This window comes from Amycolatopsis camponoti, assembly GCF_902497555.1.
Lineage (GTDB): Bacteria > Actinomycetota > Actinomycetes > Mycobacteriales > Pseudonocardiaceae > Amycolatopsis > Amycolatopsis camponoti.
In genome coordinates this window covers 346924-368166 of record NZ_CABVGP010000004.1, presented here as the reverse complement: position 1 = coordinate 368166, position 21243 = coordinate 346924, and the positions used below count along the sequence as shown (strand labels likewise).

The 21243-nt window shown below is 68.3% G+C and carries 14 protein-coding genes and 1 tRNA gene; 13 read left to right on the top strand and 2 right to left on the bottom strand.

Annotated features, from left to right (window positions below; all coding sequences use genetic code 11):
- Nucleotides 1–105 precede the first annotated feature (105 nt).
- The 5 genes from AA23TX_RS48700 to AA23TX_RS48680 all read left to right on the top strand — a co-directional run bounded on the left by AA23TX_RS48700 (nucleotide 106) and on the right by AA23TX_RS48680 (nucleotide 6367).
- The gene (locus AA23TX_RS48700; RefSeq protein WP_155549834.1) at nucleotides 106–1050 is read left to right on the top strand and encodes a methionyl-tRNA formyltransferase; all 945 of its coding nucleotides are present in this window, start codon (nucleotides 106–108) and stop codon (nucleotides 1048–1050) included.
- A gap of 75 nt (nucleotides 1051–1125) precedes the next feature.
- A complete protein-coding gene (locus AA23TX_RS48695) occupies nucleotides 1126–3213 on the top strand; it encodes an alpha-galactosidase (RefSeq protein ID WP_155549833.1) in 2088 nt (695 codons plus the stop codon).
- Between the two features lie 112 nt (nucleotides 3214–3325).
- Nucleotides 3326–4597, top strand: coding sequence for an extracellular solute-binding protein (locus AA23TX_RS48690; RefSeq protein ID WP_155549832.1), 1272 nt, complete (start codon nucleotides 3326–3328; stop codon nucleotides 4595–4597).
- A gap of 91 nt (nucleotides 4598–4688) precedes the next feature.
- On the top strand, nucleotides 4689–5549 hold the full coding sequence (locus AA23TX_RS48685) for a carbohydrate ABC transporter permease (RefSeq protein WP_196425979.1): 861 nt from the start codon (nucleotides 4689–4691) through the stop codon (nucleotides 5547–5549).
- Nucleotides 5546–6367, top strand: coding sequence for a carbohydrate ABC transporter permease (locus tag AA23TX_RS48680; protein WP_155549831.1), 822 nt, complete (start codon nucleotides 5546–5548; stop codon nucleotides 6365–6367). The genes AA23TX_RS48685 and AA23TX_RS48680 overlap by 4 nt, the downstream gene beginning before the upstream one ends.
- A 142-nt stretch (nucleotides 6368–6509) precedes the next feature.
- On the opposite strand, the gene AA23TX_RS48675 is transcribed toward AA23TX_RS48680, so the two are convergent.
- Nucleotides 6510–8147 carry an ABC-F family ATP-binding cassette domain-containing protein gene (locus AA23TX_RS48675; RefSeq protein WP_155549830.1) on the bottom strand — a complete coding sequence of 546 codons (1638 nt, stop codon included), beginning with the start codon at nucleotides 8145–8147 and terminating at the stop codon, nucleotides 6510–6512.
- A 143-nt stretch (nucleotides 8148–8290) separates the two neighbouring features.
- Here AA23TX_RS48675 and AA23TX_RS48670 point away from each other — a divergent pair, with 143 nt between their 5' ends.
- The 6 genes from AA23TX_RS48670 (at nucleotide 8291) to AA23TX_RS48645 (ending at nucleotide 15521) form a co-directional block, all read left to right on the top strand.
- Nucleotides 8291–9202, top strand: coding sequence for a PaaX family transcriptional regulator (locus AA23TX_RS48670; RefSeq protein WP_155549829.1), 912 nt, complete (start codon nucleotides 8291–8293; stop codon nucleotides 9200–9202).
- Between the two features lie 2 nt (nucleotides 9203–9204).
- Nucleotides 9205–9984: an enoyl-CoA hydratase/isomerase family protein gene (locus AA23TX_RS48665; protein WP_196425961.1), complete on the top strand. Its 780-nt coding sequence runs from the start codon at nucleotides 9205–9207 to the stop codon at nucleotides 9982–9984.
- Between the two features lie 145 nt (nucleotides 9985–10129).
- Complete coding sequence (locus tag AA23TX_RS48660; protein ID WP_155549827.1) at nucleotides 10130–12385, top strand: glycosyl hydrolase family 18 protein; 2256 nt, start codon at nucleotides 10130–10132, stop codon at nucleotides 12383–12385.
- A 195-nt stretch (nucleotides 12386–12580) separates the two neighbouring features.
- A complete protein-coding gene (locus tag AA23TX_RS48655; RefSeq protein ID WP_155549826.1) occupies nucleotides 12581–13753 on the top strand; it encodes an alginate lyase family protein in 1173 nt (390 codons plus the stop codon).
- Nucleotides 13754–13867: 114 nt separating this feature from the next.
- Nucleotides 13868–13941, top strand: a tRNA-Pro gene (locus AA23TX_RS48650).
- Nucleotides 13942–14393: 452 nt separating this feature from the next.
- Complete coding sequence (locus AA23TX_RS48645) at nucleotides 14394–15521, top strand: AbiTii domain-containing protein (protein WP_155549825.1); 1128 nt, start codon at nucleotides 14394–14396, stop codon at nucleotides 15519–15521.
- A gap of 541 nt (nucleotides 15522–16062) precedes the next feature.
- Here the strand turns inward: AA23TX_RS48645 and AA23TX_RS48640 are convergent.
- On the bottom strand, nucleotides 16063–17706 hold the full coding sequence (locus AA23TX_RS48640) for a hypothetical protein (protein ID WP_155549824.1): 1644 nt from the start codon (nucleotides 17704–17706) through the stop codon (nucleotides 16063–16065).
- 246 nt (nucleotides 17707–17952) lie between these two features.
- Between AA23TX_RS48640 and AA23TX_RS48635 the strand changes: the two genes are divergently transcribed.
- Complete coding sequence (locus AA23TX_RS48635; protein ID WP_155549823.1) at nucleotides 17953–19194, top strand: ATP-grasp domain-containing protein; 1242 nt, start codon at nucleotides 17953–17955, stop codon at nucleotides 19192–19194.
- 25 nt (nucleotides 19195–19219) lie between these two features.
- Complete coding sequence (locus AA23TX_RS48630; protein WP_230863145.1) at nucleotides 19220–21214, top strand: hypothetical protein; 1995 nt, start codon at nucleotides 19220–19222, stop codon at nucleotides 21212–21214.
- Nucleotides 21215–21243: the final 29 nt, after the last annotated feature.

Below are 21243 nucleotides of genomic sequence, written 5' to 3'. Positions count from 1 at the left end.
TCGCGCGCTCCGGTACGGTTCAGGGAACCCTAACCTAACTTAGGCGAGCCTCGCCTAGTACGTTCGTGGTGATGTTCGTCCCCGATCACGAAAGGGCACTCTCGAATGCGCGTGGCGATGTTCGGCTACCAGACCTGGGGGCACCGGACCCTCCAGGCGCTCATCGACGCCGGCCACGAGGTCGCCCTCGTGGTCACGCACCCGAAGAGCGACCACGCCTACGAGCGGATCTGGGCCGACTCGGTCGCCGACCTCGCCGAGGCGAACGGCATCCGCGTCCTGCTGCGCAACCGCCCGGACGACGCCGAGCTCCTGGCCGAGCTGAAGGCGGCGGACCTCGACCTGATCGTGGCGAACAACTGGCGCACGTGGCTGCCGCCGGAGATCTTCGAGCTCCCGCGCCACGGCACCCTCAACATCCACGACTCGCTGCTGCCGTCCTACGCCGGCTTCTCCCCGCTGATCTGGGCGATGATCAACGGCGAGCCGGAGGTCGGCGTCACCGCCCACATGATGGACGGCGAGCTCGACGCGGGCGACATCGTCCTGCAGCGCGCGATCCCGGTCGGCCCGGCGGACACGACCACGGACCTGTTCCACCGCACGGTCGACCTGATCGCCCCGATCACGGCCGAGGCGATCTCGATGATCGAGACCGGCTACACCCCGGTGCCCCAGGACCGCACGAAGGCCAGCTTCTTCCACAAGCGGGCGGCGCGCGACAGCCTCATCGACTGGACGTCACCGCCGTCGGACATCGAGCGTTTCGTGCGCGCGCTGTCCGACCCGTACCCGAACGCGTTCACCTTCCACCGCGGTGAGCAGCTGCGCGTCCTCCGCGCCTCGGTGTCCCGCGGGCACTACGGGGGCACGCCGGGCCGCATCTTCATCCGGGAGGGCGAGGGCGTGGTGATCGTGGCGGGGCCGGACGCGCGCCGCGGCCGGGCACCGGGTCTGCTGGTGGAGCGGGTCCGCACCGCCGACGGCACGGACCTGCCCGCGACCGAGTACTTCAAGACCATGGGCGGCTACCTCACCGACCGGCCCTGACCCCTCCTCGGCTGATACATCCGGTCAGCGGGACATCCCTTGGCCGACGGCGGTCCCGGCGCCAGGATGGCCCGCATGGCCGGGATCCGCTTCCTCGAAGACCATCGCGCGTGGGTGCTCACCGCCGCGTCGAGCACCTACGCGCTGCGGCTCGACGAGGACGACGTGCCCACCCACGTCTACTGGGGCCCGAGGCTGCCCGCCGAAGACATCCCGGACCTCATCGGCAAAACGCTCCCCTGGTGGGACGGCTTCAACGACCCCGACGAAGGCCGGGACGAACTGGCCGCGGACGGCGGGACCAAGTACTGGACCCCCGCCCTCCAGCTCCGTTTCGCCGACGGCACGCGGGCTCTGGAATGGCGCTATCAGGCTCACGACACCACTCAGGATCACCTGAAGATCCACTTCGCCGACCGCCACTACCCGCTGCGGATCACCCTGCACTACCGGCATCGCGGCGACGTGCTCGAACGGTGGACCGAACTGGCCGCCGAAACCGACGTCGAAGTGGTCCGGGCCGACTCCGCGACCTGGGTGCTGCCCCTCCTCGAGGACTACCGGCTCAGCCACGTCACCGGCCGCTGGGCCGCGGAAACCCAGCTCCACCGCACCTCCGCGCCCCACGGCGAAACGACCTTCGCCAGCCGCCGCGGGATCACCGGGCACCACGCCAACCCGTGGGTCATGGTCGACGACGCCACCGCGACCGAACGCCACGGCGAGGTCTACGGCGTCGCCCTCGCCTGGAGCGGTTCCTGGCGCCTCACCACCACCCGGTCGTCGACCGGGCGGCTGACCGTCAGCGGCGGGTTCGGCCAGGACGGCGTCACCCACCGCGTCGGCCCCGGCAAGCCGCTGGTCACCCCGGTGGCGGCCGGGCTGTACACCGCCGGTGGGTTCGGCGCCGCCGGCCGCGCCTGGCACGCCTACGTCCGCGAGCACGTCCTCCCCCACCCGCGAGAGCTGCGTCCAGTGCTCTACAACTCCTGGGAGGCAACGGGTTTCGACGTCTCCGAGCAGGGCCAGCGCACCCTGGCCGAGCGCGCCGCGGCGCTGGGCGTCGAACTGTTCGTGCTGGATGACGGCTGGTTCCGCGGACGCACCAGCGACCACGCCGGACTCGGCGACTGGCACGTCGACCGCGCCCGGTTCCCCGACGGGCTCGGGCCGCTCGTCGACGTCGTGCACGGCCTCGGCATGAAGTTCGGCATCTGGGTCGAGCCCGAAATGGTCAACCCGGACAGCGACCTCTACCGCGCGCACCCGGACTGGGTCCTGCACCACCCGCACCGGCGCCGGTCGGAGCTGCGCAACCAGCTCGTCCTCAACTTCGCCCGGCCGGACGTCCGGGAGTGGGCGCACGACTGGCTCGACCGGCTCGTCGGCGACCACGGCGTCGACTTCCTCAAGTGGGACATGAACCGCCCGTTCAGCGAAGCGGGCTGGCCGGGCGAAGCAGACCCGGATCGCCTGTGGGTCGAGCACACCCGAGCCGTCCACGCGCTCATGGACCGCCTCCGGGAAGACCACCCCGGCCTGCGCATCGAGGCGTGCAGCGGCGGGGGCGGCCGGATCGACCTCGGCGTGCTCGCCCGCGCCGACCAGGTCTGGACGTCCGACAACACCGACGCCCTCGACCGGCTGCGGATCCAGCACGGCTACAGCCAGCTCTACCCGGCCGGCGCGATGTCGGCCTGGGTCACCGACAACCCGAACTTCGTCACGGGCCGCTCGGTGCCGCTGCGGTTCCGGTTCCACGTCGCCATGGCCGGCGTACTCGGCATCGGTGGCGACATCGTGCGCTGGCCCGGCGACGACCTCGCGCTCGCCCGTGAACTCGTCGCGCTCTACAAGGACATCCGGCCCGTCGTGCAGCACGGCGCGCTCCACCGGCTCCGGCCGCCGGTCGACGACGGGGTCACCGCACTCCAGTACGTCCACGAAGACCGGACGGTCGTCTTCGCCTACCGGCAGGCTTCGCACTTCAACGCGCCGGAGCGTCCGCTGCGGCTCGAGGGCCTCGATCCCGCTCACCGGTACGTCGATTCCGACGACGGCACCACGCACAGCGGCGCGGTGTTGCTCGCCCGCGGGCTGCCCCTCGGCCTGCCGACCGGCGACTTCGCGAGCAAAGTCCTCCGATTGCGGCGAAAGATCTGATCTCTCGGCGGATCGACCCCGGATTCGACGTGATTCGACGCTTGACACCGCATCAGAGGTCCGATCAAATGCGTCATACATCACATATGGTGGGTGGCACGTGGGAGGAACGATGAGGCGGTCCCTGGCGCTCGGAGCGGCAGTGCTCCTGGCCGTGAGCGGATGTTCGGTCGGCTCGAACACCGGCAGCGGCGGCAGCGAGGAAATCACCTTCCTGACGTTCGAGACACCGAACCTCACCCCGGCCTACTGGGACGCCGCCATCAAGCGCGTCACCGACAAGAACCCGGGGATCAAGGTCAAGAAGCTCGTCGCCCCGACCGCCGACGGGCGGACGTCGTACGCGAAGCAGCTCCTGCAGTCGGGTCAGTTCCCCGACGTGATGATCGCCGTCGATTCGGCGGGCTTCGCCGAAGCGGGCAACCTCTACGCGTGGACGCCCAGCGAGCTCAAGGACTTCCAGTTCCCCGAGGCGAACCCGGTGCAGGGCAAGTACTTCCAGCTGCCGGCGAACACCCAGACCATCCCGCCGATCTACTACAACAAGAAGATGTTCGTCGACGCGGGCATCACCTCGACACCGAAGACGTGGGCCGAGCTGGAAGCCGACGCCGGAAAGCTGAAGGACAAGGGCATCGCGCCCTTCACCATCGGCGGCGGCAAGGACGGCTTCCCCTCCTCGATGATCCTCTCCGGACTGGTCAGCACCGAGGTGTACGACACCGTCCCCGACTGGCTGACCCAGCGCCGCGCGGACAAGGTCAAGTTCACCGACCCGGCGTTCCAGAAAGCGTTTTCGAAGCTCGCCGAGCTCGCCTCGAAGGGCTACGTGGACAAGACGAGCGTGTCCCGCGACTACGCGGCGACCGAGCAGGCCTTCCTGGACGGCAAGAGCGCGATGTACCCGATGGGCAACTGGTTCGCCGCCAACGCCGACACCAAGAAGCACGACTTCGAAGTCGGCGTCTTCAACTTCCCCACCGAGGACGGCAAGCTGGTCGTCCCGGCCTACACCGGTGGCGGCATGATCGTGAACGCCAAGGCGGCCAACCTCGACGCCGCCAAGAAGTTCGCCCTGGGCTTCCAGCTCGACAAGGACCAGCTCGACGCGTCGGTCAAGGCCGACGGCCTGTTCCCGGCGATCAAGGGCTACACCCCGCCCGCGGACGTCGGCCCGACCTTCAAGGCCGGCTACGACCTCTACACCCAGGCCGTGCAGCAGAACGCCGTGGTGCACGCCTTCCGCTGGGAGACCGCCGACGACGGCCTGCTGCCCGGCATGAAGGACAAGGTCGACCAGGCCGCCCAGGACGTCATCACCGGCCGCAAGTCCGTGGCCGACGCGTGCGCGTTCCTGGACACCGAGTGGGCGAAGGCGGGCTGACTTGGCCGCCGTCGTCAGTCCTCCCGCTCCCCCCGCGTCCCGGCGGACGCCCGCCCACCGCACGCGGCGGCGCAAGCCGATCCTGCCGCGGGTGTGGCACTTCGCGTCGTTCGGCGCTCCGGGGGTGCTCGTCTACCTGTGCTTCGTGATGGCGCCGATCCTGATCAGCTTCGGGTACAGCCTCACGAACTACAACCCGTTCAACCCGCCGGTGAAGTTCGTCGGCTTCGAGAACTACAAGCTGCTCTTCACCGACGAGCAGTTCTTGACCGCGCTGAGGGTCACCACGATCCTGACGGTGATCGTGGTGGTCGTGCCGAACGTCCTCGGCCTGGGCGTCGCACTGCTGCTGGACCGGAAAGGCTGGCTGTACAACGCTTTGCGCAGCGTTTTCTTCACGCCGGTGATCCTCAGCTCGGTCGTCGTCTCGATCGTCTGGTCGCGGCTGCTCGACGACCAGGGCCCGCTGAACACGCTGCTGCGGGCGATCGGGGTCGAGCACCCGCCGGGCTGGCTGTCCGATCCGGACGTCGCGCTGTACTCGGTCGCGTCGATCGTGTGCTGGCAGATGCTCGGGTTCTGCGTCGTCGTCTACCTCGCCGGGTTGCAGGGCGTGCCGACCGAGCTGCTGGAGGCCGCCGAAATCGACGGCGCCGGGCCGCTGCGGCGGTTCCGCGCCGTCACGTGGCCGCTGCTCGCGCCGTCGCTGACGATCAACACGGTCGTGCTGCTCATTTCGGCGTTCAAGACCTACGACTACGTCAAGGTGATCACCAACGGCGGCCCGGGTTCCGGAGCCACGGCGACGATCGCGTTCGACGTGCTGCAGACGGGGTTCGACTCGAACCACGTCGGCTACGCGTCGGCGATGGCCGTGCTGATGCTGGTGATCGTCGCGGTGGTGACCACGGTCGTGCTGAACTTCCTCCGCCGCCGGGAGGTGGACCTTTGACGCGGTCCTGGCTGCGGCCTTCGGTCGCGCTCGTCGTCAGCGCGGTGTTTTTCGTGCCGCTGTACTTGGTGCTGGTCAACGTGGTCAAGCAGGGCGACCGGATCGCCGCGTCGCCGGCGTCGCTCCCGCTGCCGCCGACGCTGGCCAACATCCACGCGGTGCTGACCCGGCCGGACGGGCTGTTCTGGGTCAGCTTGACCAACAGCATCGTGGTCACGGTGCTGTCGATCCTGGTGCTGACGGTGCTGTCGGCGATGCTCGGCCACTACCTGGCACGCTCGGGCAAGCGGTGGACGAAGGTCCTGACGCTCGTGCTGCTGGCCGGGTTGATGATTCCGCCGCAGGTCATCCTCATCCCGATCACGGACGTCCTGCGCGTCACGCACCTGATGGCGACGCTGCAGGGCCTGGTCCTGTTCAACGTCGGGTACTACGTGCCGTTCGGGGTGTTCGTGTTCAGCGGGTTCATCCGCGGGGTCCCGGTGGAACTGGAGGAGGCGGCCCTCCTCGACGGCGCGAGCCGCATGCAGGTGTTCTGGCGCGTGGTGTTCCCTCTGCTGCGGCCGGCGACGGCGTCGGTCTTGATCTTCCTCGGCGTGTGGATCTGGAACGACTTCATCGACCCGCTGATCATCCTGGGCCCCAGCCAGGGGACGACGATCACCACGGGTATCTATCGTTCGATCGGCCAGTACCAGGCCGACCTGGGCAGCGTGTTCGCGCTGATGTTCCTGGCCACGCTGCCGGTGTTGATCTTCTATTTGGCGCTGCAGAAGCAGTTCGTCAAGGGCCTTACGGGCGGCGCGACGAAGGGGTGAGCAGCGCTTCCCCGCGAGAGCACTGCTCACCGGCGCTGGCGAGCGCCGCCCAGACTCGAGAGCACCGCTCACTCGCGGCCGCGACCAGTGCCCCGGTTCGAGAGCACTGCTCAGCAACGCCGCCCAGCCGGAAGCAGCAACGTCACAGCTCGCGGACCTTCCCACCATCAACCTCAAGCCGTCGGCCGACGTGCACGGCGTCGAGCATCCGCCGGTCATGCGTCACCAGCAGCAGCGTGCCCGGGTACTTGTCCAGCGCCGCCTCGAGCTGCTCGATCGCCGGCAGGTCCAAGTGGTTGGTCGGCTCGTCCAGCACCAGCAGATTCACCCCACGCGCCTGCAACAGAGCCAAAGCGGCCCGCGTCCGTTCCCCCGGCGAGAGCGTCGCCGCGGAACGCAGCACATGCGCGGCCTTGAGACCGAACTTGGCCAGCAACGTCCGAACTTCGGCGTCGGGCAGCTCAGGCACCTCGCGCGCGAAAGCCTCGGCCAACGGCACGTCGCCCAGGAACAGCTGCCGGGCCTGGTCGACCTCGCCGACCACCACGCCGGGCCCGAGGGTCGCGTCGCCCTCGTCGACGGGGACCCGGCCGAGGAGCGCGGCCAGCAACGTCGACTTGCCGGAGCCGTTCGCACCGGTGATGGCGACCTTGTCCGCCCAGTCGATCTGCAGGTCGACCGGCCCGAGCGTGAACCCGCCACGCCGGACGACCGCGCCGCGCAGGGTCGCGACCACCGCGCCCGCCCGCGGGGCCGCGGCGATCTCCATCCGCAGCTCCCACTCCTTGCGCGGCTCCTCGACGACGTCCAGCCGCTCGATCATCCGGTCGGTCTGCCGGGCCTTCGACGCCTGTTTCTCGGTGGCCTCCGCACGGAACTTCCGGGCGTTCTTGTCGTTGTCGGGCTGCTTCCGGCGGGCGTTCTTGACGCCCTTCTCCATCCACGCCCGCTGCATCCGTCCGCGTGCCTCGAGGGACGCCTTCGTGTCGGCGTACTCGTCGTACTCCTCACGCGCGTGCCGGCGCGCGACCTCGCGCTCTTCGAGGTACGCCTCGTAGCCGCCGCCGTAGACGTTGACCTGCTGCTGGGCCAGGTCCAGCTCGACGACGCGATCGACGGTCCGGGCCAGGAACTCGCGGTCGTGGCTGACCAGGACGGTCGCCGACCGCAGGCCGGACACGAACCGCTCCAGCCGCGCCAGCCCGTCCAGGTCGAGGTCGTTGGTGGGCTCATCGAGGAGGAAGACGTCGTAGCGGCTCAGCAGCAGCGACGCGAGCCCGGCGCGGGCGGCCTGCCCGCCCGAGAGCGACGTCATCGGCTGGTCCAGGTCGACGGCGAGCCCCAGGTCGGCGGCCACTTCGGCGGCGCGCTCGTCGAGGTCGGCGCCACCCAGGTCGAGCCAGCGGTCCAGCGCCACGGCGTAGCGGTCGTCCGCCCCGGCCTCGCCGGCGGTCAGCGCCGAGGTTGCCGAGTCGAGGTCCGCCTGCGCCGCCGACACGCCGGTGCGGCGCGCCAGGAACGCCCGCACCGACTCACCTTCCCGCCGCTCGGGTTCCTGCGGCAGGTGCCCGACGGTCGCGGTGGGCGGGTTCAGCCGGATCTCGCCGTCATCGGGTTTGGCGAGCCCGGCCAGCGTCCGCAGGAGCGTCGACTTGCCGGCGCCGTTGACGCCGACCAGGCCGACGACGTCGCCGGGAGCTACGACGAGATCGAGGCCGGAGAAGAGGATGCGGTCACCGTGGCCCGCGGCCAGGTCCTTCGCGACGAGAGTTGCGCTCATGAGGTGGCCAAGTCTACGGCCACGTGCTGAACTGTCAGATCATGGTCAAAGCCACCGGCTGTGTGTGTCCGGTGGCGCTTTGATCACTCAGTGTGGGTACCCTGTTCGGTTGTCGATGTCCCCGCGCAGTGAGGTGAAACAGCATGGGCGAATCCGCTCCCCCGGTCACCCTCGGCCGCAGGCCGAAACCGAGGGAAGGCCGCCCCTCCGCGCCCCGCCCCACGGTGAGCCGGCGCCGCGAGGTCAGCCACGCCAGCGCACGGTCGCTGCTGATGACCGTGCTCGGCGAGTACACGCTGCCCCGTGACACGCCGGTCTGGACGTCGATGCTGGTCGAGGTGCTCGGCATCCTCGACATCGAGGAGAAGTCGGCGCGGCAGGCGCTGGCCCGCTCCGCCGCCGAGGGCTGGATGGTCTCCGAGCGCGTCGGGCGCCGGGTGCGCTGGTCGCTGACGCCGCCGGGCCGCCGTCTCCTGACCGAGGGCGCCGAGCGGATCTACGCGTTCGGCCGCGAAGAGCGCCCCTGGAACGGCCAGTGGCTGATGCTCATCGTCTCCGTGCCGGAAGCCAAGCGCGACCTGCGGCACCGCCTGCGCACGCGGCTGACCTGGGCGGGCTTCGGCTCGCCCGTCGCCGGCGTGTGGGTCAGCCCGGACCTCAGCCGCCAGCGGGAGGCCCAGCAGATCGTCAGCGAGCTCGGCCTGGACGCCCAGGCGATGTCCTTCACCGCCGGCTACGGCGAGGTCGGCGAGCAGGAGACCATGGTCGCGCGGTCCTGGGACCTCACCGAGCTGAAGGACCGCTACGAGGACTTCATCGACCGGTTCACCGGCCTGCACCCGACCGGCGGCCGGGCGGTGCTGCGCGCGCAGACCGAGCTGGTCCACGAGTGGCGGCGGTTCCCGTTCCTCGACCCGCAGCTGCCCGCCGAGCTCCTGCCGGCGAAGTGGAGCGGGACGAAAGCGGCGGAGCTGTTCCATCACAAACACGTCGACTGGCGCCCGGAGGCCCAGCAGTATTGGGACGACATCGTCGCCGCCGAAGAAGCAGGGTGAACATGACCGACCAGGTCCGCCTCGACCGTGACGGCGGGCTCGCCGTCCTCACGATCGACGCTCCGCCGTTGAACCTCTACACGGCTTCGCTGCAAACGGACCTGTCCGACGCCATCGGCGCCCTGGAAACGTCGCCCGCGCGAGCGCTGCTGATCCGCGCCGAGGGCAAGGTGGTCAGCGGCGGCGTAGACGTCTCGCTGTTCGACGCGCAGGGCTCGCCCGCCGAGGCGAAGGTGCTCTTCGACGAGATGCTCGCGGTGCCGGACCGGATCGCCGCCCTGCCGTTCCCGACGGTGTTCGCCGCGCACGGCCTCTGCCTGACCTGGGCGTTCGAGGTGGCCGTGGCGTGCGATCTCCTCCTCGCCGCGTCGCGCGCGAAGTTCGGGCTGGTCGAGAAGGTCGTCGGGCTGACGCCGACCATGGGCGGCACCCAGCGGCTCGCCGCGCGCGCCGGCGTCGGCCGCGCCAAGGAGTTCGTGATGACCGGGGACACCTACGACGCCGCGACGCTCGAACGCTGGAACGTCGTCAACCGCGTCCTGGCCGACGACGGCTTCGACGACGCGGCCCGTGCCTTCGCCGCCCGGCTCGCCGAGGGGCCGACGCGCGCTCACGCTGCGACCAAGCGCGTCCTCGACCACTTCTCCGCCGGCGGTGTCCCGGAGGCGAACGCGAACATCACGTCGATCGCCGCCGAGCTGTTCGAGACTGAAGACCTCCGCAACGCCGTGAAGTCGTTCCTCGCCGACGGACCGGGGAAAGCGACCTTCACGGGGCGGTGAAACCTCCGTTCGGACAACGGCTTCGACCGTTCGGGCGCGGGCCCGTTTCGTCTTGATCGATGTGGTCTAGACCGGTTATCCGGTGCGGGTTACATTCGGACGTGGTCTAGACCACCTTGTCCCTCGTGTCGCTTGGAGAACCGCCATGAGACGCACTCCCGCACGACTACGCTCCGCGCTCGCCGCCGTACTGATCGCCACCGGCGGCGTCGCGGCGCTCGCGCCACCCGCTGCCGCGGCCGGTTCGCTGACCGCCACCCTGGCGATGAGCGGCACCACCGGCACCTACACCGTCGCCAACACCGGGACCGCCTCGGTGAGCAACTGGGCGATCACCTTCACGCTGCCCGCCGGCGTCACCGCCTCGACCGGCGAAAACGGCACGGTGACGCAGAACGGCACCCAGGTCACGGTCACCCCGGCGTACTACATCGCGACACTGGCGCCGGGCCGCACCACCTACCCGTACAGCCCGACCTTCCGGCTCAGCGCGGCGGCGACGCCGGCGCAGTGCCGCGTCGACAACGCGAACTGCGACGGTTCACCCGACACTCCCCCGGGCGCGCCGGCCAACCTGCGGCTGGTCGCGAAGACGACCAAGACGGTCGCGCTGGCCTGGAACGCCTCGACGGCCGGATCGCTCCCGGTGACCGGCTACGACGTCTACCAGGGCACGGCCTTGGCCGCGTCGGTGACCGGGACGAGCGCCACGATCAGCGGGCTCACGCCGGGTACCGCGTACTCGTTCACGGTGAAGGCCAAGGACTCCAAGGGCACGACGTCCGCGGCGAGCGCGGCCCTGGCCGTGACGACCAACAACCCGGCCGACGACACTTCCCCGCCGTCCGCGCCGAGCGGCCTGCGCTCGACAGCCGCCGACTCGGGCAGCGTCTCCCTCACCTGGACGGCGTCGACGGACAACACCGGCGTGGTCAGCTACGACGTCTACCGCGGTTCCACCCTGGCGACCACGGTGACCACGACGTCCGCCGTCGTGACGGGGCTGGCACCGTCCACTTCGTACACCTTCACGGTGCGCGCCCGGGACGGCTACGACAACGTGTCCGCGCCGAGTGCCGCGGTGACCGCGCGGACCGGCGACATCGTCGCGGGCTACGCGAAGGTCGGGTACTTCGTGCAGTGGGGCATCTACGGGCGCCAGTACTTCGTCAAAAACCTCGAGACGTCGGGCGCGGCGGCGAAGCTGACGCACCTGCTGTACGCCTTCGAGAACATCGACCCGGTGAACCTGACGTGCCTCTCCGGCGTCACGAAGGGCACGACCGCGAACCCGCAGGATCCCAACCAGGGTGACGGCGCGGGTGACGCCGAAGCCGACTACTCGCGGCCGTTCGCGGCGGCGCAGTCGGTGGACGGCGTGGCCGACACGGGCTGGGAGTCGTTGCGCGGCAACTTCAACCAGCTCAAGAAGCTCAAGGCGAAGCACCCGAACCTGAAGGTGCTGGTCTCGCTGGGCGGCTGGACGTATTCGAAGTACTTCTCGGACGTCGCGGCCACGGACGCGTCGCGCAAGAAGTTCGTCGCGTCGTGCCTCGACACGTGGATCAAGGGCAACCTCGCGACCTACGGCGGCGCGGGCGGCCCGGGCACGGCGGCCGACCTCTTCGACGGCATCGACCTCGACTGGGAGTGGCCGGCGAGCGCCGACGGCCACCCGGGCAACCACTGGAGCCCGAACGACAAGAACAACCTGACGGCGTTGCTGGCCGAGTTCCGCGCGCAGCTCGACGCGTACGGTGCGACGACCGGCAAGCGGTACCAGCTGCACGCGTTCACGCCGGCGGACCCGGCCAAGGTGGCCTCCGGCTGGGACCTGTCGAAGGTGTTCAGCTACCTGGACGTGGCGAACGTGCAGGGGTACGACTTCCACGGTTCGGGCAGCGACAACTCGTGGGAGCCGAACCGCACCGGGCACCAGGGCAACCTGTACGCGGACGCGGACGACCCGTACAACTTCCACTTCAGCGCGGAAGCGGCGATCAACGCGTACACGAACGCGGGCGTCGACCCACGGCGGCTGACCTTGGGGTTGGCGTTCTACGGACGAGGCTGGCAGGGCGTGGCGGACGGCGGCAAGAGCGGCGAATGGCAGTCGGCGACCGGGGCCGCGCCGGGGCAGTTCGCCGAGGAAGCGGGGACCCGCGGGTACGCGAACCTGCTGGCGAGCGTGCCGGGGTGCACGGTCCACCACGACACGGCGGCGGTGGCGACGTCGTGCTACACGGGCAACGGCGGCCAGTGGTGGACGTTCGACGACGCTTGGTCGATCGGGCTGAAGACGACGTGGCTGAAGCAGCGCGGCCTGCTCGGCGTGATGGCGTGGGAGATGTCGGGTGACACCGGGACGTTGATGAACGCCGTCAGCGCGGGTCTCGGCTAATGGCACGGTAATTCAGCCCGCTGAACGGAAGGCGTTTTCCGTTCAGCGGGCTGAACATTTTCCGGCTCTTTTCTTCAGGAGACGAAGAAAGGGCATCCCGCTTCTTGACTGACGATGGTCTGGACCATGAGACTGTCGGGACAGCGCGCTGGTGAACCACCTCCCTTCAAGGACAACGCCGTCTCGAGGAGAGCCATGTCCCGCTTGAGAAAAGTCCTGACCCTCGCCCTCTCGGTCCCGCTGGCCCTGGGCCTCGTCGCCACCCCGGCCCCCGCGGCGCCGGCGACGTTCACGCACCCGGGCGTGCTGGTCAGCCGCCCGCAGCTGGACTTCGTGAAGGCGCAGGTGAACGCCGGTGCCCAGCCGTGGAAAGCCGCTTACGACCAAGCCAAAGCGAGTGCGTACGCATCGCTTTCGCGGACACCGAAGCCACGCGCGGTCGTCGAATGCGGCTCGTACTCGAACCCGAACTACGGCTGCACGGACGAGCGCGAAGACGCGATCGCGGCGTACACGGACGCCCTGATCTGGTACATCTCCGGCGACGCCCGCTACGCGCAGAAAGCGATCGCGCTGATGGACGCGTGGTCGGCGACGATCACGAGTCACACCAACAGCAACGCGCCCCTGCAGACGGGCTGGGCGGGCTCGTCCTGGCCGCGCGCGGCGGAGATCATCAAGTACACGTACACGAGCTGGCCGAACTCAGGCCGTTTCGGCACGATGCTGCGCAATGTCTACCTGAACAAAATCATCAACGGCAGCAACAGCAACGGCAACTGGGAACTGTCCATGATGGAGGCCGCGGTCGGCATCTCGGTGTTCCTGGAGGACAAGACGAACTTCGACAAGGCGGTGACCCGCTACCGCAACCGCGTCGCGGCCTACGTGTACCTGTCCTCCGACGGATCGTTGCCCAAGACGGTCCCGGGCAGCGGGTTGTCGACCAGGGATCAGATCGTCGGCTATTGGCAGGGCCAGGGAACGTTCGTGGACGGCCTCACGCAGGAGACCTGCCGCGACTTCACCCACACGGGCTACGGAATAGCGGCGATCGCGGACGTGGCGGAGACGCTGCGCATCCAGGGCCAGGACGTGTACGGAACGGACGTGGGCGAGCGCCTGCGCCAAGCGCTGGGGTTCCAGTCGAAGTACCAGCTGGGCACGGCGGTGCCGTCCTGGCTCTGCGGCGGTTCGTTGAAGCTGGGCCTGGGCCCGGTGACGGAGGTGGGCTTCAACGCGCTGCACACGCGCTTGGGCATCGCGATGGCGAACACGCAGACGCTGACGGAGCGCCAGCGCCCGGCGGGTTCGAACAACCTGTTCGTGGCGTGGCAGACGCTGACCCACGCCGGCAACGCTGCGTGAGCCCCCCGAGCCCGCCTGACCTGTTTGCGCAGGTCAGGCGGATCAGGACCCCGCGCGCAGGGTGGTTCGGCGGGCACGCTAAAGTACTTCTCACGCACTCAGCGAGTGCGGGTCCGGGCTGTGGCGCAGTTTGGTAGCGCACTTGACTGGGGGTCAAGGGGTCGCAGGTTCAAATCCTGTCAGCCCGACCGGATCGGCCACGTTCACTCAGGTGGACGTGGCTTTTTCATTCCCGAGGCAGCTCCGGACGCGACTCAGCCCCGGGGCTGCCCACATTCTGCCCACATGCCCCGGGGCTGATCATCACGCCGCCATGCTCGCCACCGGGGGCCGGGCTCAAGAAGAAGAGATGTCCTCGCCGGACGGGCAGATCATCGAGACGGCCGGGACGTGCGCGGCGGTTGCGTCCGTGTGCGGCCAAACGGTATCTCGACGACCTCCCAGAGGGCTATCACGCCGCGTAAAGGGGCGACCGAGCAAGTCAACGGCGGTCAGGCGAGAAGCGCCCCCTTGACACAGCGTGATCGGGCTGCGCCAAGTCGTCGAGATACCGAAAGGCCGCCCACTTGCTTGTGATCAGTAACACCGCGTAGCAGTCGAACGACATAGAAGCACTGGCAATAACAACGAGGACTGGACAATGACGTTGACTCGGCGCGATGCCGCACTGGCCCTAGCAGAAGAGATCCTGTCCGACATCGAGCTTTCGCGACTTCCTCCGCCTCAGATTGTTCGAAAAGCAAGCAGATTAGCACGCCTCTCAGACGACGTCGACGCGATTGACTGGCTATCACAAGAGGTTTCTGGATTCGAGATTAAGGACGACCGACTCACGCCATCCGGCATTCGAGCTGCGAAGCTTTCACGACGCGAAGCGACCTTTGATAAAGAAGAAGGGAGGCAGACTTATTGGTCATCAAGCCTGAATGAACTACAGGCCAGTATTGATTCAGGCAAGATTCACCTTGAAGCTGCTCGCGATCGCGATTTGAGTATCTCTTCAGCCAATCCACAGCAGGTTGTTGAGCCTCCCCCCGGAAACGCTAGAGAAAGGATGGAAATAACCGAATCGATACGACATGGCGAAGAAATCCTGGGACGAATTGTTGGAGCCGTCTACCTTTACGTCAGCTCAAAGGAGATAGAACTTCGCTTCGGGGCCGCTGTAGAAGACGCCTTTACCACGGTGCGAAACGAGGTTGATAGTCGGATCGCTCAACTAACCCCTAGTGCAGCAACTAAGCTGTCTGCCGCCTTCGAGAATGCCTCTTCGGGCAATCCCGAACATTGGGCGAATGCCGCTTCGGCATGCCGCCGACTTTTAAAGGCGATAGCAGATGAGCTCCGCCAACCAGGGGAGCCGATAGACGGCCGACCAATGACTGACGATAGGTACATCAATCGCCTGATAGATTGGATAGCTAACCAGAATGCGGTCGGCAACACCTTGAGAGACGTCGTGACAGCCGACCTGCAAGACTTCGGAAAGCGTATCGATGCATTTGATGACGCCGGCCACAAAGGCGCTCACGCGGAGGTTTCTAAGTACGAGGCTTCACGGTTCATAACCGGTGCCTACCTTTTGATTGGTGATATCCTTCGGCTTTGGGCTGAAGTCAAATCCGCCTCGGCCGATGTCCAAACTAAAACAACCATTACCGCTACTGCAGAAGTAGTCCAACCTGACCCTGCCTACAGGGACGTCGCAGCCGGGCCCGACTCCCCTCCGAACTCACCCGTGTTCAGACCTGGCCAGACGAGCTCGTAGTGCGACGCACCGCGTAAGTGGGTTAGCAACAGGCTCCGCTCGTCGCCAAGATCACATCTTGCGCCCCCAAGGGGAGCAGCCCACATTCTGCCCACATGGCACCCGCAAACGACGATGGATGACGATGACCACGGACCCGGAACATGCCTGCACAACGGCGGCAGCCAGGCAGACGCGCACGTCCTCGATCCAGCAAGTAAGTGCAAGGGGCCGCAAGTTCAAAATCCTGCCAGCTCGACGGACGCACTTGCAAGGCCGTGAGCAGCGAAACCGCAGCTCACAGGCCTTTTGTGCCGCTCAGAGTCGCTCCGTCCCATGATCACCCAATGGGAGCGTCCGAGCACGTGCCTGACTGACTACCGTCGCCCGACCACTGCTCTATAGCCTCGCCCATCGCGTCCTTCAGGATCGGTGTTCAGAGCGGGCCCCTGCGGGCCCCGCTGATCTTGTCGAACCGCCAAGCGCGGGCGTTCGGCTGACGCCGGTGCCGCGGCGCGGGTTCGACGTGGCCCGGCCGGCCCCTCGGCCGTCCTTTTTGGGCTTAGTTGCCTCGGGTGGCGCGGGTCAGTTTGTCGGCTATGTCCAGTGACTCGGAGGTGCTCGGGTCGACCGCGCGCAGGAGGTTGGCCGCCAGCCAGGTCAGTGCGAAGGTGACGAGCGAGCCGATCAGTGCGTCGGGGAGCCGGAGCGGGGACAGCACCAGCGCGGCCACCGCGGCGAGTGGCAGCACCGCGACCACGGTCTGCCTGGCGAGTGCCAGGAAGCGACGGCGACGGCGACGCGGCAGTACCGCCATCTCGGTGCGTTCGAACCGGTCCCACTCGCGGCTCACGGCCGCGTCCAGTGCCCGGACGAGCTTGGGCAGCAGGAGGTCGGCGGTCTTGCTGCCGCGCAACAGGAACTGTCGCTGCCACAAGGCCATGGTCGCGGCCATGCCCCGGCTCTGCTGCCGCACGAACTCGTTGGTCTCCTCGTTGTACACCCGGAAACGCGGTGCGAAGTAGCGGTCGAAGAGCACGATGAGCCCATCCTGGCGCTCGACCAGCCGCCGCTCCCGCTCCCGGCCGATCGGACCGGGACGGCCGCGCGCCGCGAGCGTCCGGCGCACCCAGCGCTTGCCGGCGCGCTCGTCCGCTCGCTCCGGGACGGCCAGCGTCCACCAGTGGGGTTCACCGAACTCCAGGTCGAGTACCTGGAACGCCAACCCCCACACGATCTGGACCTCCGGGTCCTTGGCGACACCCATGCGTCCGCTGAAGGCCGTCAGCGCGAAGAAGACCAGGCTCGTCGCCACCACGGCCAGCATGCCGATGCCGGAAGCCAGTACGGCGCCACGCACCGCGCAAACCGCCCACTGCGGGCCGCGCGGCACCAGTGTGATGGGCACCAGCAACGCGGTCACGGTCAGCAGCAGCGACCCGTAGGAGCTGAGGACGTTGGCCGGGTTGACGACCCGGAAGACACCGAATATCACCACCGCGGCCAAAGCGCCGGTCAGTGCCAGCGAAAGCAGTCCGGCGAGCAGCACCTCCGACCCCTCGTAGCCAGGCCCGATGAGCAGTCGCGCGGTCAGGAACGGCGCGAACGGGAACAACGGGACCGAGAACGAAAAAGCTCGTAGCCGTCCGGCCGCCGGGTCCGCCGGATCTTCGTCCGAGCCGAACAGCCAGGCGACCACGTACCAGCTGATCCCGAGCGTCAGCGGCCGCACCACGCCCACATCGCGCGGCCCGCCCTCGAAGATACCGATGACCACCGCCGCGAACACAACAGCCAGTACGAATGCGGTGACCTGCGCCCACAGCACACTGAAGCTCATGATCGGCACCAGCACCAACGCCGTCACCAGCCAGCAGCCGATCACCAGTGCGATCGCCAGTCCCAGCCGGAGCACCGAGGCGTTCGCCAGCTCCCCCACCACGACCACCGGGGTCATGAAGAACGTCAGGAACAGGATGGTGACCAGCGACGCGACGCGCAGCTCCTCGATGACCTTGTCCCGTGGCCCGATGTGGATCCAGCTGAACAAGTCCCGCTGGAACTCCTGGTGGTACCGCCCCCGCACGCGCGCGAGGTGCTTGCTCGCGAACAGGGCCCCGTGCAGGGCGATCCGACCGGTGCGCAGCTCCGCGCGGTAGATCCCGACGAGCCATGGCACACACGGGAAGTACAACCTGGTGAACACGGGCCTCCCTCTCCCTGCACAGCTGCGCCAAGGGGAGTCGCACGAGCCCGCCGAAACGTTAACTGCCCGTGAGCGTTGCCGACGGTGACACCGCGCCGCTCCTGTGACGCGTCACACCCGGCCCCTTTCCCGAGCCCACACAACACAACCCCACCCCACCCGGATCTTCCGATCGGCAGACCCCCGGAACCCCCCGGTACGGTTGGCCCACGAGACATAACGGCCGCCGAACCGGAGGAATGGTCCATGCCGCTGCCCGAACCGGCTGCGAAGAATCCCGACAAGGGACATCTGGCTCTGCTCGGCTGGAGCCTCAACGCGGTGGAGGCCCTCGACCGCTTCGATCGGCGTTACCTCGTCGTGGCACCGGATTGGGCCGAGGCCTACTGCGTCGAGCACGACATCCCCTATGTTCCTTGGAACTTCGAACGGCTCAACGACCGCTCGCTGGAGATCGCCGAGATCCTCAAGGACAGAGGCGTCGACGTCGCGATCCCGCTGTTCGAAGAGACCGTCGAGTGGGCCGGGGCGATCAACTCCGTGCTGCTCGACAACCCGCGCCTCTTCGGGCAGGCCATGTTGTTGCGGGACAAGGCTTTGATGAAGCGGCGCGCGCAGCTCGGCGGGATCCGGGTCGGGATCTTCGAGGAGGCCCACGACCGCGACGACGTCGTCCGCTTCCTCAAGCGCGTCAACCAGACGCTGCTCAAGCTGGACGGCGACCCCAACGACCCGATCCACCTCAAGGCGTTCGACAAGGCCGGCTGCCTCGGGCACCGCGTCATCCGCACCCCCGACGAGATCGACACCATCCCGGACGACGAGTTCCCCGTGCTCATGGAGTCCCACCTGGACGGCTGGGAGTTCGCCGTCGAAGCGTGGATCCACAACGGGAAGATCAAGTTCCTCAACATCTCCGAGTACGTCACGCTCGGGTACTCCGTCTTCGTGCCGGCCACCTCGGAGCTGGAGAAGTACCGGCCGCAGATCACCGCGCAGATCGAGAAGCTCATCAAGGCCTTCGACATCGAGTTCGGGTTCGTGCACCCCGAGTACTTCGTCACCAGCGACGGTGAGATGTATTTCGGCGAGGTCGCTTACCGGCCGCCGGGCTTCAAGGTCTTCGAACTCCTCGAGCGGGCTTACGGCTTCAACGCCTACCAGGGCCTGGCGCTCGCCTTCGACCCCAAGACGACCGAAGAAGAGATCGACGCCTTCTTCCCGCGCGAGGTCGTCGACGCCACCGGCGTCGCGGGCTGCTTCGGCGTCTACCCGCGCCGGCGGGTCGTCAGCGAACTGCGGATCCCCGAACAGACGCAGGACGACGACTACTACGAGTCGCACGATCTCTCGGCTCCGCTGGAAGAGACCGTCACCAAGCGGACCGCGTTCGGCACCCATTGGGGTTTGCTGTACTTCTTCGGCGACGATGCCTACCGCATGCGGGATCTGTTGAAGGAGCAGGAAGAACACGATTTCTACGTCTGACGTGGACCGACACCTTGGGACGCCCGTGAACCCCACCGCCGCGCTGGACAAGCGAGTGGCCGCGCTCGACGACGCCGTCCGGGTGCTGGCCGAGACCCGCGACTTCGGCAAGCACACGAAGCTGCGGCGCGTCCTCGAAGCCCTGCGGCGGGTCCTGCTGCAGCCGGGCGGTCCCGCGGCCATCCAAGCCCGGGCGCAGGCGATCGAGGAAGCCGGCCTGTTCCTGGGCACCGACTGGGCCACGCCGGAGATCCTCGTCCCGTCGCTGGTCGGACCCGGCTTGCGCAGCGACAACGCGGACACCGTCGTGATCGAGGCGACCAGCGAGCTGCGGATGCTCGCGGTCGCCCGCGGCGACTTCGCGCACCCGACGCTGTCGGCCGACGACGCCCGCCAGTTCCTGTCCCAGGTCCTCGCGATGAACCTGGAACTGCTGTTCACCCCGCCCACCGAGGCGGAGCGGGTCCGGCAGGGCCGGACCGCGCAGCTGATCCGGGACCTGTTCCGGCACGTCGCCGACGAGGTCGGCTACGACAGCGTCCTGGACGAGCTGGTCGACGAGATCTGGCGGATCCTGCGCCAGCGCCCGATCCAGGTCGAGCAGGTGCAGTCGCTGATCACCCGGATCGCGATCTACCGCGATGACCCGGACGTCGCACTGGGCGCGTCGTCCGGGCAGGGGCTCGACCGGCTCATCACCAGCCTCTTCGGCACCACCGAGGCGTGCCGGGAGGACCCGGGCGTCGACGTCTTCCGGTCGCGGCTGGAGACGATGGACACCGTCGGCCTGCAGTACGAGGCCACCGGGTTCGCCCGGGCGATGCACGACACCGGCCTGGTGTCGCCGTACCACGCCGAGCTGCTGCGGTTCCTGCGGTACGAGAGCGACTACCTCCTCGGCGAGGCGCTCGGCCTGTCCGACACCGGCCGGAACTGCCTGCTGCGCTACCGCGACCTCGTGCACCGGCTGATCGAGGTCGCCGTGCACCCGCAGACCGCGCAGTGCATCTACGGCCTCGCGCTGCTGCTCGACCGCGGCATCCTCCACGAGCCGCCGGTGGTGCCCGCGCTGTGGCGCCAGCTGGCGCTGGAACTCGCGCCGGCCGCGCGGGAACGGCTGACGACGGTGTTCGGCGGCCGGCCTGGACCGGAGGCGCGGCTGGTCGCCGGCGTGCTGTCGATGCTGGGCTTGCCGCTCGGCGTCGGCCAGGGCGACAACCCGACGTGCCAGTCGGCCCGCGCGCTGTCGATGTGGGCCTACAACGACCCCGACTACCTGCTGCAGATCGTCGCCTGGGCCGCCCGCGACGACGAGGTCATCATGCACTTCGAGGGGCAGCCGATCTCGTCGAAGGACGCCGTGCCCGGGCTGGCGGCCACCGCGCCGGCGGACCTGGATCCCGTGTCGCTGCTCGTGGTCCCGCACCTGGACCGGATCTACGCCGAGATGGGACGGCGCTGCGCCGATCGGGCCGGCGACCCGCACCGGTGGGTCAACCCCGAGTTCCACGGCTGGTGGACGGCGCGCGGCTTCCGGATCAACGTCGACGTCGCCACCGGGAAGCTGATCGACCTCGACGACTTCTACCGGCACTTCCACGCGAGCTACCACCCGTCCTACAACGGCGGGCAGCCGCTGATCCACCCGCAGCCGGCCGGGGTCGCCGTCACCGACAGCGCGGCCCGCTACGTCGGCTGGCACGCGATCACGATCCTGCGAGCCGCCCCGGACCCCCACGACGTCATGCGGGTGTACTTCTTCAACCCCAACAACGACAGCGGCCAGGACTGGGGCGACGGTGTCGTGGTGTCCACCGCGGGCAACGGCGAGCGGTTCGGCGAAGCGTCGCTGCCGTTCGACCAGTTCGCCTCGCGGCTCTACCTCTTCCACGTGGACCCGCTCGAGCGCGGGCTGCCGGAAAAGGTGCCGGCCGAGGACGTGACGCGGATCGTCGGCTACCTCGAACGCAGCTGGGGAGCCGACCGGCTCACGGACGAGAGCCTGCACCCCGGTGGATGATTCGGAAGTTTGACGCGGGCCCACCGCGC